This window comes from Micromonospora sp. WMMD723 (assembly GCF_049863385.1).
Classification (GTDB): domain Bacteria; phylum Actinomycetota; class Actinomycetes; order Mycobacteriales; family Micromonosporaceae; genus Micromonospora; species Micromonospora wenchangensis.
The window spans coordinates 1,883,690-1,896,930 of the sequence record NZ_JBMKNR010000001.1; the positions used below are offsets into that span (position 1 = coordinate 1,883,690).

The 13,241-nt window shown below is 74.3% G+C and carries 13 protein-coding genes; 4 read left to right on the plus strand and 9 right to left on the minus strand.

Annotation, left to right across the window (positions count from 1 at the left end; all coding sequences use genetic code 11):
- Positions 1-16 precede the first annotated feature (16 nt).
- The 5 genes from ACN261_RS08450 to ACN261_RS08470 form a co-directional block, all read right to left on the minus strand.
- Complete coding sequence (locus ACN261_RS08450; protein ID WP_421484708.1) at positions 17-1,456, minus strand: sensor histidine kinase; 1,440 nt, start codon at positions 1,454-1,456, stop codon at positions 17-19.
- Complete coding sequence (locus ACN261_RS08455) at positions 1,449-2,144, minus strand: response regulator transcription factor (RefSeq protein WP_425849389.1); 696 nt, start codon at positions 2,142-2,144, stop codon at positions 1,449-1,451. The genes ACN261_RS08450 and ACN261_RS08455 overlap by 8 nt, the downstream gene beginning before the upstream one ends.
- A 68-nt stretch (positions 2,145-2,212) precedes the next feature.
- Positions 2,213-2,725: a hypothetical protein gene (locus ACN261_RS08460; RefSeq protein WP_204925418.1), complete on the minus strand. Its 513-nt coding sequence runs from the start codon at positions 2,723-2,725 to the stop codon at positions 2,213-2,215.
- A 122-nt stretch (positions 2,726-2,847) separates the two neighbouring features.
- Positions 2,848-3,960, minus strand: coding sequence for an aminoglycoside phosphotransferase family protein (locus tag ACN261_RS08465; RefSeq protein WP_421484710.1), 1,113 nt, complete (start codon positions 3,958-3,960; stop codon positions 2,848-2,850).
- A gap of 160 nt (positions 3,961-4,120) precedes the next feature.
- The gene (locus ACN261_RS08470) at positions 4,121-5,293 is read right to left on the minus strand and encodes a thiolase family protein (protein WP_425849392.1); all 1,173 of its coding nucleotides are present in this window, start codon (positions 5,291-5,293) and stop codon (positions 4,121-4,123) included.
- 104 nt (positions 5,294-5,397) lie between these two features.
- On the opposite strand from ACN261_RS08470, the gene ACN261_RS08475 reads away from it, so the two are divergent.
- A complete protein-coding gene (locus tag ACN261_RS08475) occupies positions 5,398-5,823 on the plus strand; it encodes a PH domain-containing protein (protein ID WP_421484712.1) in 426 nt (141 codons plus the stop codon).
- Positions 5,824-5,930: 107 nt separating this feature from the next.
- Here ACN261_RS08475 and ACN261_RS08480 read toward each other — a convergent pair whose 3' ends face one another.
- Both ACN261_RS08480 and ACN261_RS08485 read right to left on the minus strand, forming a co-directional pair.
- Positions 5,931-6,878, minus strand: a complete 948-nt coding sequence (locus ACN261_RS08480) for a rhomboid family intramembrane serine protease (protein ID WP_421484713.1) — start codon at positions 6,876-6,878, stop codon at positions 5,931-5,933.
- Between the two features lie 27 nt (positions 6,879-6,905).
- Positions 6,906-7,436 carry a peptidylprolyl isomerase gene (locus ACN261_RS08485; protein WP_363649536.1) on the minus strand — a complete coding sequence of 177 codons (531 nt, stop codon included), beginning with the start codon at positions 7,434-7,436 and terminating at the stop codon, positions 6,906-6,908.
- An 84-nt stretch (positions 7,437-7,520) separates the two neighbouring features.
- On the opposite strand from ACN261_RS08485, the gene ACN261_RS08490 reads away from it, so the two are divergent.
- Positions 7,521-8,420: a hypothetical protein gene (locus tag ACN261_RS08490; RefSeq protein WP_425849394.1), complete on the plus strand. Its 900-nt coding sequence runs from the start codon at positions 7,521-7,523 to the stop codon at positions 8,418-8,420.
- 259 nt (positions 8,421-8,679) lie between these two features.
- Complete coding sequence (locus ACN261_RS08495) at positions 8,680-9,606, plus strand: polysaccharide deacetylase family protein (protein WP_421484715.1); 927 nt, start codon at positions 8,680-8,682, stop codon at positions 9,604-9,606.
- Positions 9,607-9,617: 11 nt separating this feature from the next.
- Here ACN261_RS08495 and corA read toward each other — a convergent pair whose 3' ends face one another.
- Positions 9,618-10,766: a magnesium/cobalt transporter CorA gene (gene corA / locus ACN261_RS08500; RefSeq protein ID WP_204925426.1), complete on the minus strand. Its 1,149-nt coding sequence runs from the start codon at positions 10,764-10,766 to the stop codon at positions 9,618-9,620.
- Between the two features lie 309 nt (positions 10,767-11,075).
- A complete protein-coding gene (locus ACN261_RS08505; RefSeq protein WP_421484717.1) occupies positions 11,076-12,170 on the minus strand; it encodes a PLP-dependent aminotransferase family protein in 1,095 nt (364 codons plus the stop codon).
- 189 nt (positions 12,171-12,359) lie between these two features.
- Between ACN261_RS08505 and ACN261_RS08510 the strand changes: the two genes are divergently transcribed.
- Entirely contained in the window at positions 12,360-13,169 is an 810-nt protein-coding gene (locus tag ACN261_RS08510) for a hypothetical protein (protein ID WP_425849396.1), read from the plus strand.
- The last annotated feature ends 72 nt before the right edge of the window (positions 13,170-13,241 follow it).

Genomic DNA, 13,241 nt, shown 5'->3' on the forward strand with positions numbered 1-13,241 from the left:
CGGGATGGGCGCGGGATCAGGCCGATGTTCGGGTCAGGTAAGGACGGGCGGGCAGCCGGACGGTGAACGCCGCACCCCCCTCGGCGGCGTGCCCGGCGACGATCTCCCCACCGAGCCGGCGGACCAGCCCGGCGGCCAACGCCAGCCCCAACCCGCTGCCCACCTTGCGGACCCCCCGGTAACGCTGGTGCAGTGCCCCCCGCTCGAAGGCCACCGCCAGGTCGTCGTCGGTGAAGCCCGGTCCGCCGTCGCGGACCTCGACCAGCCCGCCGGCGGCCGGGCCGGCACCGGCCGTCCGGACCGCGAGCACCACCGGCGCCCCCGGCGGTACGACCCGCAGCGCGTTCTCCAGCAGCCCGTCCACCACCTGCCGGATCCGCCCCGGATCGGTGTACGCGGGCACCGCCGTGCCCGGCGTCTCCAACCGGAACGGCACCCCGACCGCCGCACACCGCTCCGACCAGGTGCGTTCGGCGTCGGCGGCCAGCCGGGTGAGGTCCACCGGCACCGGTTCCAGCGGGAAGTCCACCGCCTCCAGCCGGGCCAGCGCCAACAGGTCGGCGACCAGCCGGTCCAGGTGCTGCGCCTCGGCGAGCATGGTCCGGCCCGTCGCGGTCGCCTCGTCCGCGCCGATCACCCCGTCGGCGAGCGCCTCCGCCCACCCCCGGATCGCGGTCAACGGGGTACGCAGCTCGTGCGAGACGGAGAGCAGGAACTCCCGCTGCCGGCCCTCGCTGGTGGCCAGCGCGGCGGCCAGCCCGTTCAACGCGTACGCCAGGTCGGCGACCTCGTCGGGGGGTTCGACGGGCACCCGGACGGCCCGGTCACCGGCGCGCAGCCGGGCGGCGGCGGTGGCGGCGTGCCGGATCGGCCGGGCCAGTCGACGGGCGAGCAGCAGTCCGGCCGCCGCCCCGGCGGTGAGCCCCGCCAGCAGCGGCAGCCACAGGGCGCGCAGCACCTGCCGCCACGGTCCCTGCGGGGTGGCCCGGGTCAGCACCACCCCCTCCCCGCCGGGCAGCGCCCGCCCCTCGACGAGGGTCCGTTGGCCGTTGACGAACCGGCGGCCGGAGACGTCCCGGCCGGCGGAGATCCGGTTCACCACCTGCCGGGGCAGGCCGGGGCGGTCGGCCAGCCCGCCTTGGACGACGTACACCTCGATCTGCTGGTCCTTGAGCTGGCGGATCAGCCGGTCGCCGGCCGCGTCGCGCTGGCGGCTGGGCCGGACCTTCAGCACGTCGGCGGCGAGCCGGGCCTGCGCGGCCAGCGCCTCCTGGTCGCGGCGTTCCACCCCGCGTACCGCCAGGGGGACCGCGACCAGGGCGGTGACCAGCACCGACACCAGCGCCACGGCGCAGGTGACCAGCACCGCACGGGCGGTCAGCGTGTGCAGGGAGCGGCGACGGCGGGGGGCGGTGTCACCCCGGGGGGCGGCCGGCGGCGCGGCGGGTTCAGCCATCGGCGGCGTACCCGACGCCCCGGTGGGTGCGGATCACGCTGGCCGCGCCGAGCTTCGCCCGGACCTGGGCGACGTGCACGTCGACAGTACGGGTGCCGGCGTGCGCCGCGTACCCCCAGACCCCGGCCAGCAGTTCCTCCCGGGTGAAGACCCGGCCGGGGCGGGCCATCAGGTGGGCGAGCAGGTCGAACTCGGTGGAGGTGAGCTGGACGGGGGCACCGGCCGCGAGCACCGTACGCCGGGCCGGGTCGATGGTGACCGGGCCGACGGTGCGGGGCCGGTCCGCGCCGTCGGGGGCACCGACGGTCCGCCGCAGCACCGCCCGGACCCGGGCCACCAGCTCGCGGGGGCTGAACGGTTTGGTCACGTAGTCGTCCGCGCCCAGCTCCAGGCCGACGATCCGGTCGACCTCGTCGTCGCGGGCGGTGAGGAAGATGACCGGGGTCCAGTCGCCGGACTCGCGCAGCCGCCGGCAGATCTCGGTGCCGGCCAGGCCGGGCAGGGTGATGTCGAGGACGCAGGCCACCGGGCGCAGCCGGCGGGCGGCGGCCAGCCCGGCCGTGCCGTCCCGTTCCAGGTGTACGCCGAAGCCGTCCCGGCCCAGGTAGAGCCGGACCAGGTCGGCGATGGCCGGTTCGTCCTCCACGACGAGGACGAGCCCACGTGGTGCGGTGGCATCGACGGTCACCGGCCCATGATGACCGACCCGGCGTCGGGCGGTGCGGACGGCCGTGTTCGGGTCAGGTAAGAACCCGGTCAGCGCGCCGGCAGCGGGCGCAGCAGCGGGGCCGGCGCGACGGGCGGGGCGTCACCGATGGTGGCGACGACCCGTTCCTCGGGCCGGCGCAGCCGGGTCCGGAACGCGTGGTGCAGCAGCGTGTCGAGCTGCCACACCTGCTTCGGGTGCTGGGTACGGATGACGAACCGCTCGCGTACCCCGTCGATCGCGGTGGCGGCCAGCTCGACGGCCTGTGCGCGCGGGTCGGGGCTCCAGGTGACGTTGCTCAGCTCCCGCAGCTCGGTGTTGAGGTGCAGGCGCAGCCGGTGCAGCACCCGGGTCTGCCGGGTCACCACCAGCCGGCGGTGGGTGAGCAGCAGGAGGTAGTCGCCGTCGACCGGGCGGTCGGGGCGGGCGCACCGGGCGACCAGGATGGTGGCGTCCCCCGACCCGACGCACTGGCGGAAGACCGGCATGTGCCGACTCACCGTCTGGACCGCCAGCCCGGTCTCGGCGGCGGCCGGGAGGAAGGTGCGCGAGAAGACGTCCATACCTGGCCAACGAGCCGTGACCGGGGGTGATGTGGGTCACTGTCGACTTTTGGAACTTCCACTCGCCCGGGTCGCACCACCGGTGCGTCTTTGCGTACCGGCCGCTGCCCGGGGGCGGGACGTCAGACGGGCATCGGCGCGAACAGCTCGCCGAGCCAGCCCGGCACCGCGTCGGCGTACCCGGCGCGGGTGGGGTCGGTGGTGGCCAGCGCCCGTCGCCAGGACAGCGCCCGGCTCACCGTGGTGACCCGGACGGCCAGCCCGGCGGCCTCCCGCAGGGCCGCCCGGTCGTGCCGGTCGGTCCACGCCTCCAGGTAGGCGTCGCGCAGCCGCAACAGCACCGGGTCCCCCTCGGGCAGCGAGTAGGTGTGCGCGACCGAGCGCAGGGTCACCAACAGGGTCCCGAACGGGTGCGCCACGGACGCGTCGCCCCAGTCGAAGAAGCGGTAGCCGTCGGCGGCGAACACGTTCCCGTCGTGCAGGTCGTCGTGCTGCACGCTGGCCGGGATGCCGGTGTCGGCGAGCCGCTCACAGTCGTCGGCGAAGCGCGGCTGGTACGCCCGCAGCCGCTCGTAGGTCGCCGCGTCCAGCCCACCGTCGTCGCTCCCGGCACCGTCGCCGTCGACCCCGGCGGCCGGGCGGGCGTCGCCGTCGCCATTGTCTCCGGGCGCTGGGCGGACATCGGTGCCGCCGGTGGCCGGGCGGGTGTCGGGGTCGCCGTGTCCGGGGGCGAGGAGCAGGGCGGCGCGGTCGTCGAGGAGGTCGGCGAGCAGGGCCGGCAGGGCGGCCGGCCGATGGTCGGGCACGCCGAGCGCGACGAGGTCGTCGGCCCGGGGAGCCACCGTCCGCTGGAGGTCGGCGTAGGCGGCCAGCACGTCGGCCCACCGGGTCGGGTCCGGTTCGGCCAGGTCACGCAGGGACGGGCCGCCATGGGGCAGCAGCGACCAGCCCCGCGCGGGGTCCACGGCCACCGGGTCGAGCACCCGGCCGGGGACGTGCCGGGGCAACTCGGCCAGCAGCACCGCCTCGTACGCCGTGCCGGGGTTGTTCGCCTTGAACCAGTACGGCCCGGCGTCGGTGGGCACCTGCCAGACCAGCGACCAGGGGCGTTGCCGGGCCTCGACCGGGCCGGTGACCCGCCGGCCGTGCCGGTCGAGCTGCCCGGTCACCCAGTCCAGCGCGGTGGCCCGCCACTGCGGGTCGGCCCAGCCGGGGGCCACGGAGACGATCGTCACGCCGCGCAGAGTAGGCCACCCGCCCACCCCGGCACCCGCCATTTTCGACCGGGCGGGATCGCAATGGGGCCGATGTGGCGGCATCAAGGCCGCCCGGACACCGCATCATCGGCCCCGTTGCGGGGACCGCACGGGCGAGGATCGCACGGGCGGGGGAGCGTCAGAGGAGTTCGAGGATGGTGGCGTTGGCCATGCCGCCACCCTCGCACATGGTCTGCAGGCCGTACCGGAGGTCGTTGTCCCGCATGTGCTGGAGCATCGTCGTCATGATCCGGGCACCGGACGCGCCGAGCGGGTGCCCCAGCGCGATCGCCCCGCCGCGCGGGTTCAACCGCTCCGGGTCGGCCTCGGTCTCGGCGAGCCAGGCCAGCGGCACCGGGGCGAACGCCTCGTTCACCTCGTACACGCCGATCTCCTCGATGCCCAGGCCGGCGCGGCGCAGCGCCTTCGCGGTGGCCGGGATGGGGGCGGTGAGCATGGCGACCGGGTCGTCGGCGGCGACCACGGCGGTGTGTACCCGGGCCAGCGGGCGCAGGCCGTGCCGGCTGGCCCACTCGCTGGTGGTGACGGCGAGTGCGGCGGCCCCGTCGGAGATCTGCGACGCGGACCCGGCGGTCACCACCCCGTCGGCGCGGAACGGGGTCTTCAGCTCGCCGAGCGCGGCGAGGGAGGTGTCCCGGCGGATGCCCTCGTCGGCGCTGAACGAGCGGCCGTCGCTGAGCGGCACCGGGGCAAGCTCCGGGTCGAACGCCCCGGCGTCCTGGGCGGCGGCGGCCTTCTCGTGGCTGGCCAGCGCGAACTCGTCGAGCTGGCTGCGGGAGAAGCGCCAGCGGGCGGCGATCAGCTCGGCGCCGACGCCCTGGTTGAACGGGAGCGGCTGGTCGTCGGCGAAGCCCTCGACGCCCCGGTAGCGGGCCCGGATGCGGTCGCTGAACGGCATGCCGTCGCCGACGCTGGACCCCATCGGCACCCGGGTCATCGACTCGACGCCCCCGGCCACCACCAGGTCGGCCTGCCCGGAGACGACCGTCGCGGCGGCGAAGTGCAGGGCCTGCTGGCTGGAGCCGCACTGCCGGTCGAGGGTGGTGCCGGGCACCGACTCGGGCCAGCCGGCGGCGAGCACGGCATTGCGGGCGACGTTCCACGACTGCTCGCCGACCTGGGACACACAGCCCCAGACCACGTCGTCGACCTGACCGGGATCGATGCCGGTGCGGTCGGCGAGGGCGCGCAGCACGTGCGCCGACAGGTCGACCGGGTGCACCTCGGCCAGGCCACCCTTGCGTCGCCCGACCGGGGTACGCACCGCACCGACGATGACTGCGTCACTCATGACTACTCCCCGGTAACTTCGGCTGTGTCGATACTACGTCCCCGGCGGCCGGTCCGCCCCCCGCGTCGCCGGGGCCGGCCCGGTGCGGCTGGCATGCTGGGACGGTGCATCCACCAACGTCTCCGGCCCGTCAGTGGCGGGTCCCCCCGGCGGTCCCGGCGGTGAAGCTGGCCGGCGCGGTCGGGCTGGTCGCCCTCGGGCTGCTGCTCGCCGACGGCGACCCGGTCCGGCTGGCGCTGGCCGTCGCCGCCGCCGCAGGGACGGCCGCCTGGGCGGTACGCGACCTGCTCGCCCCGGTCCGGCTCGCGGTCGACGCCGACGGGATCACCGTCGTCCGGGGGTACGCCGGGCGGCGGCACCTGCCGTGGGAGGTGGTGGAGGCGGTCACCGTGGACCGGCGGACCCGGTTCGGGCTGACCGGCGAGACGTTGGAGATCGACGCGGGCGAGACCCTGCACCTGCTGGGCCGGGCCGACCTGGGCGCACCCCCGGCCGAGGTGGCCGAGGAGGTCCGGGCCGCCCGCCCCTGAGCACCGGCCGCCCCTGATCCCACGGTGCCGACGTGATCGACTCGGCGGGGCCGACGTAGCGGTGTCCGGCCAACCCCGACACCGCCCCGTCAGCGGCAGCGCCCGGGTCAGCCGAGCAGCATCACCGTACGGACGATCACCAGGCCGAGCAGCGCGAGCAGGAGGAGCCCCGCACCGGCGGCCTGGAACACCGAGCGCCGCATCCGGGGGGCGTACGCCAGCACGAGTGCCATCAGCGCCCCGACGATCAGCCCGCCGACGTGGCCCGGGATGGAGATGCCCGGCACGGTGAACGTGAAGATCAGGTTGATCACCAGGATCGGCAGGATCGCCGAGGTGTCCCGGCCGAGCCGGCGCATCAGCACGAAGACCGCCGCGAACAGCCCGAAGATCGCCGTCGAGGCACCCGCCGAGGCGGTGTTGGGGCTGCTGAACAGGTATGCCGCGACGTTGCCGCCGAGGCCGGCCATCAGGTAGAGGCCGAGGAACCGCAGCGGCCCGAGCAGGGCCTCCAGCTCCCGCCCCAGCACCCAGAGCGCCCACATGTTGAGCAGCAGGTGCAGCACGCCGTAGTGCAGGAACATCGCGGTGACCAGCCGGTACCACTCGCCGGAGGCGACGCCGTGCGCCTCGCCGAACGGCACGTACGAGGCGTAGCTGAGCACCGAACCCCACTGGGTCAGCGGGGTGCCGCCGCCGAGCAGGCCGCCGAAACCGGAGCCGCCGATCAGCGAGTCGCCGCCCCGGTCACTGAGCACCGAGACGATCATCATCAGCACGTTCAGCGCGATCAGGGTGCGGGTGACCAGGCCGCGACGGCCGGCGGCACCGCCACCGAAGGCGGTACGCGCCGGCCGTACGCTGCGGCGTCCCTCGTTCACGCACTCCGGGCACTGGTGGCCGACGGGAGCGTCCCGCATGCAGTCCGGACAGATCGGCCGGTCGCAGCGGGAGCACCTGAGGTACGTCTCCCGGTCGGAGTGGCGGTAGCAGACCGGGGTGGTCGGCACCGACCCACCGGTGGCGTCGCCGGCCGGCCCGGAGCGTTCAGTCATGCGTGCAAAGGTACCTCGCAGCCGCGGTCAGGCCCCGGTGCGCTCGATCTCGACCCGCTCGATCACCACGTCCTGCAACGGCCGGTCGCTCGGGCCGGTGGGGGTGTTGGCGATCGAGTCGACCACCTTCGCCGACTGCTCGTCGGCCACCTGGCCGAAGATGGTGTGCCGGTTGTTCAGGTGCGGGGTCGGCCCGACGGTGATGAAGAACTGCGAGCCGTTGGTGCCCGGCCCGGCGTTCGCCATCGCCAGCAGGTACGGCCGGTCGAAGCGCAGCTCCGGGTGGAACTCGTCGGCGAACGTGTAACCCGGGCCACCCCGGCCGGTGCCGGTCGGGTCGCCCATCTGGATCATGAAGCCGCTGATCACCCGGTGCGAGATGGTGCCGTCGTAGTACGGCCCGTTGCCCGGCTGGCCGGTGCGGGGATCGGTGTATTCCTTGTTGCCCTCGGCCAGGTCGACGAAGTTACGAACCGTCTTCGGAGCGTGATTGCCGAAGAGTTCCAGCCGGATCGGGCCAGCGTTGGTGTGCAAGGTGGCGTAGACAGCCTCGGCCACGGGTACTCCTCACTCGTTGGTCAGTTCCATGCGGATCCTCCCATGTGCCCCATCTGGCAGTGCGGAGGCATCCGGTGGTAGAGGATGACGAAGGAACAACTCCCAGGAGGTGGGACCGTGTTTGGAATCGGGCGGCGCAAGACCCAGGGGCAGCTGGCAAAGGTGGAGCTGCACCAGGGCATCGGTCACCTGAGGCAGGCGGCCACGCACGCGGCGAAGGGCGCCGGCGCCACGGTCGGCCCGCGGGTCCAGTCGGCCCGCAGCGCCGTCGCGCCGACCGCGGTCGCGGTGCGGGACCGGGCTTCCAGCGGCCTGGCGACGACGGCCGCCGCGCTCGCCCCGGTGGCCCTGGCGGTGCGCAACGCCCAGGCCGAGGCCGCCGGCAAGGCGCTGGCCGGCAAGAAGGCCGCCGCCGCCAAGCAGGCCAAGGTGAGCAAGAAGATCAAGGCGAAGAGCCCGAAGGCCCGGAAGAAGAAGCAGACCTCGCGCGGCATGATGGCGGGCCTGCTGGTCGCCGGCACGGTCGCCGGGGTGGCCGGCGCGATGGCCCTGCGTCGCCGCCGCGAGCAGCAGGAGTGGGCCGAGTACGACCCGACCCGCAGCATCGGCACCGCCCCCGTCCCGTCGTCGACCCCCAGCGCCTCCACTGCTTCGGCCACCCCCACCGCATCGACCGCCGCCGGTGCCTCCACTGCATCGGCCGCCGCCGGCGTCGACGCCCCCCGCGACGACGTCGACATCCTGGTGGTGGAGACCCCGTCGGCGGGCGGCACCACGCCCTCCGGTTCGGCCACCCCGGCCACCGGCGTCGGCAGCTCCGCCGTGGCGGCCGGCACCCCGGCCGGCAAGCCGGTGATCCACCCGAACGACAAGGTCCCCTCGGTCGCCGAGGGTGCCACCGACGTCTCCGGCCGGCCGGCCGACGACCTCGGCAAGGCACTCGACGCCGGTCGGAGCGCGGCGCAGTCCAGCACCCGGCGCTGATCCCCCGCACCACGTCGGCGGCGCGGCACGACCTGACGGGTCGTCCCGCGCCGCAGCCGGCTTCCGGGGCCCGCCGGGTCCCGGGCCGCCCGCAACGACGACGCGCCGCCGGCACCGGCAGCCCCCCGCACGGTACGGCCCGGCACCGTCATCCGGCCTGCCCAGGGCGGCGACCCCCACGAGAACGTAAGGAATTTTCAGGGTTACCCCCGACCGTTACGGGTCCACCCGGCGGGCTTGCGGCTCCTACAGTGCTCGTATGTCGTCGACCACCGACCCGGAGCGTCCGGCTCCGGAGCCGAACGGCGTCCCCTCGACGGGGCGCTGGGACCAGTCCGCCGAGCGTCCGGGAGAGCCCCCGGCAGGGCGTGACCGGGCGCTGTCCCGACGACGGGTGCTCTCCGGCACCGCCGCCGCCCTGGCCGGCGCGGGCGTGGCGCTGACCGGCGAGCTGGGGTATGCCGAGGCGACCGCCGACAGCAAGCTGCCCGTCTACGGCGGGTACGCCGCCACCGTGCACGCCGACCGGCGCACCCCGCCCCGGTCGTCCCGGGTCGACGTGGTGTGGAGCGTCGACACCACCCGCCGGCTGATCGCGCTCACCTTCGACGACGGGCCCGCGCCGAACTGGACCCCCCGGGTGCTGTCGATCCTCGCGCAGACCGACACCCCGGCCACCTTCTTCATGGTCGGCCGCCGCGCCCGCGAGTACGGCCGGCTGGTGGCGCACCGGCTCGACGGTCACGAGGTCGGCAACCACACCTGGGCCCACCAGGACCTCGCGAAGATGACCTACGAGCAGGCGTGCACCGCGATCAGCCGGGCGCACAACGAGCTGACCCGGCTCTGGGGCCGGGAGCCCACCCTGCTCCGCCCGCCGTACGGGCACCTCGCCGGCAGCACCCTGCTCGCCGCCAACGACCTCGGCTACCAGGTGGTCCTGTGGAACCGGCAGATGCTCGAATCCCGGTTCACCCATGATCCGGACGGCCTGGTCGACTACATCGTCGACTCCTGCGAGCCGGGCACCATCCTGCTCGCCCACGACACCGGGCCGGCGGACCGGTTGGTCGCGATCCGGGGGTTGGCCGCGATGATCACCGGACTGCGCCGGCAGGGCTTCGAGTTCGTCACCGTCTCCGAGCTGATGGCGGCGGCCACACCGGCCACCGCCCCGACCCACTGACCGTTGGGCGGTCAGAGCCAGCCGTTGCGGCGGAACCACCGGTAGAGCGCCAGCGAGATGGCGAGCATCAACGCGAGCACCCCCGGATAGCCGTACGTCCATTTCAGCTCGGGCATGTTCTCGAAGTTCATGCCGTAGACCCCGGCGAACGCGGTCCAGACCGCCGCGATGGCCGCCCACGCGGCGATCTTGCGCATGTCGTTGTTCTGGTCGACGGTGACCTGCGCCAGCCGGGCCTGGAGGATCGAGTTGAGCAGGTCGTCGTAGGAGTTGACCTGCTCGACGGTGCGGCTGAGGTGGTCCTGCACGTCGCGGAAGTACCGTCGTACCTCCTGCGGCACCTCGCGGTTGACCTGGGCGGTCAGCGTCAGCAGCGGCCGTTGCAGCGGGATCACCGCCCGCTTGAACTCGACCAGTTCCCGCTTCATCTGGTAGATCCGCTGGATCCGCCCGCTGCTCTGCCTGTCGAAGACGTCGGCCTCCAGCACGTCGAGGTCGTCCTCCAGCTGGTCGGCCACCTCCAGGTAGAGGTCCACCACCCGGTCGGTGATCGCGTACGCCACCGCCCACGGGCCGTGCCGCAGCAGGTCCCGCTTGGCCTCCAGGTCGGCCCGGACGGGCGACAGCCGGCAGGCGTCCCCGTGCCGGACGCTGATCAGGAAGTTCGGCCCGATGAACAGCATCACCTGGCCGGTCTCCACCACCTCGGAGGTCTCGGTCAGCTCGGTGTGCTCGCAGTACCGGGCGGTGCGCAGCACCAGGAAGCTGACCTCGCCGAAGCGCTCCAGCTTGGGCCGCTGCTGGGCCTTCACCGCGTCCTCGACGGCCAGTTCGTGCAGGCCGTACGTCTCGGCGATGGCGGTCATCTCGGCCAGTTCCGGTTCGTGCAGCCCCAGCCAGACGAACCCGTCGCGTTCCTCGCGGGCGGCGGCCAGCGCCTCGGCGTACTGCCACTGGCCGGGGCGGCGTTCGCCGTCGACGTAGAGGCCGCAGTCGACCACCCCGCTGCGTCCCGGGCCGGCGGGCGCGGGGGTGCGGGGGGAGCCGTCGGCGTTGAGGATGCGGGACATCGCGCGCACCGGGGACACCCAGGCGCGGGGGTTCAGCACCCGACCGCCGTGGAGTGTCGCCGACCGCTCCCGTGCCGCCCGGTCCGTCATGGCGTTCCCCCTCCCGGGTGTCCTGCTGCGGCTTGCAGGCTACGCCGCCCCGGGCGCGGTGGCGCTCGGCCGATCGGGGTGTGGGCGCCGGGCGGGTCGGACCGCGTTCGGGGGGTGAGGGGGCGACCCGACCCACCCGGCACCGCTGGGGGCGGGGTAATGCTGCCGCGTCACCCACCCGTCCGGCGGGTACGACCGGGTCACCGGCCGAACGTGAGTGACGCTCGCAGCATTGTGGGTCGCCCGGCCGGTCGAGGGGAGCCCTCGACCGGCCGACGTCGTACTTTTGTCAGAAACCCGACAGATATTTCAGCCGCGGATGGCTGCCACCGCGTCCGCGAGCCGGCGCACACCCTCGTCGATCCGGTCCGCGGTCACCGCGGAGAACGCCAGCCGCAACGCGTGCCGCCCGCCGTCGACCATGAAGTCGCTGCCCTTGACCACGGCGACACCCCGCTCGGCGGCGGCCGGCGCCAACCGGTCCACGTCCACGTCGTCAGGGAACTCCACCCAGAGGAAGTAGCCGCCGTCCGGCTCGACGAAGGTCGTCTCGGGCAGGTGCCGGCGCAGCGACTCGGCCAGCACCCCGGCCCGCTCACCCAGCGCCGACGACACCGTGGCGATCGACCGCTGGATGTCGCCCGAGACGCAGAACTGGTGCACGATCGACTGCGCCACCATGCCCGGCGAGATGTACAGGCTGGTCGCCTTCTTGGCGATGTCGGCGATCAGGCTCGCCGGCCCGACCAGGTAACCGACCCGCACCCCGGGGCAGACGGTCTTGGTGAAGCTCGACGCGTGCACGACCACACCCCGGGTGTCCATCGACAGCATCGACGGCAGCGGCTCGCCCCGGAACCGGATGTCGGCGTACGGGTCGTCCTCGAAGATGGTGAAGCCGTACTCGGCGGCGAGGTCGAGCAGCTCACGGCGCTTGTCCAGGGAGAGGGTCACCCCGGCCGGGTTCTGGTAGTTCGGGATCACGTGGGCCAGCCGGGGGCGTACCCCGGACTCCAGCAGCTTGCGCAGCTCGGCGGTGTCCAGGCCGTCCGGCTCGATGCCCACGCCGTGGATCTCGCCGCCCATCCGCTGGAGGTTGAGCAGGGTCCGGTCGTACGTCGGACGCTCCACCACCACGGCGTCCCCGCGCCGGACCAGGTGGTCGAAGAGGAACGCGTCGGCCTGCAGCGAGCCGTTGGTGACCAGCACCTGATCCGCCTCGACGCCGTGCTTCTCGGCGATCCACTTCCGCAAGGGGGGGTAACCCACGGAGGTGCCGTAGGCGGTGACCCCGGCGGGGTCGGCGTCGAAGGCACGGACGGCGGCGGCCTTGAGCCCCTCGACATCCACGATGTCCAGCGAGGGCGCGCCACGGGCGAACGAGATCAGCTGCTCGGCGGTCATGCGCACGAGCCTAGGGCCTGGCCGGGCCGCTCCGGCCGGCATACACGCCAAGTTCAACATGCGGGCAGCCCGGCGGCATCCGGCCCGGCCCGGCGGCCGGGCGGGAGGGGGCGAACCGGTCGACTCCGGTGCAGGTCGGGACGGGACCGGACATCGGCGCGGCCGGTCGACGCTCGCTACTGTCGAAGCGTGCCCACCGAGCCCCTCCGCAGCGCCGGCGCGTTGATCACGGACGATGGCGTCGAGTTGGCACCGCACCGCTTCGCCGGGCTGGTCGCCCCGGCGGTCGAGCGGGCGTTCGTGGCCGGGATGCTCGCCGGCCGCGACGGCGGCGGCGCCGAACTGAGCCAACGGTACGGCGGGCCCGCCGCCACCGGCTTCCTGGTGGAGTTCCGCACCCGGCTCGCCGCGCCGGGCGGCACCGTCGACCGGGCCGGCTTCGCCGCCGTCAACCGCTACCGCGACCCGGCCACCTGCCAACGGGCGCTGGACAAGCAGGTCGCCCACGGCACGATCGCCCGCCGGCCCGACGGCGGGATCACCGCCACCGAACGCGGCGTCGACTTCCTCACCGAGCTGTACCAGGTGCACGCCGAGGTGACCGAGGAACTGTGGGCCGGACACGACGACCGGGTGCGCCGGCTCGTCGAGGCGTACGGGCGGGTGGTGGCGTACGCGGTGCTGCTGGCCGGGGAGCCGGACGCCGGGCCGGGGCCCGCATTCGCGGCGGTGGCTCCGCCGTACGAGCCGGACGGCACCCCGCCGGGCGTGCTGCTGCTCAACCGGATCGGCGCGCTGCGGTACCACCGGGCCGACGCGTACGCGCAGGCGTGGACCGCCGCCGGGCACACCGCCGGCAGCGTCGGCAAGCTGCCGGACGGCCCGGAACGGCGGGCCATCGAGCTGGAGACCGACCGTCGGGCGGCCGGCCCGTACGCCACACTGACCGCCGACGAGCGGCTGGGCGTGCTCGCCGACCTGGCCGCCCTGCCCGGCTGAACCCCCGCCCGGCCCGGGTGAACTCCCGGTTGACGGCGGCCGGCCGGTTGCGCGGGGCTATCCTCCACGGTG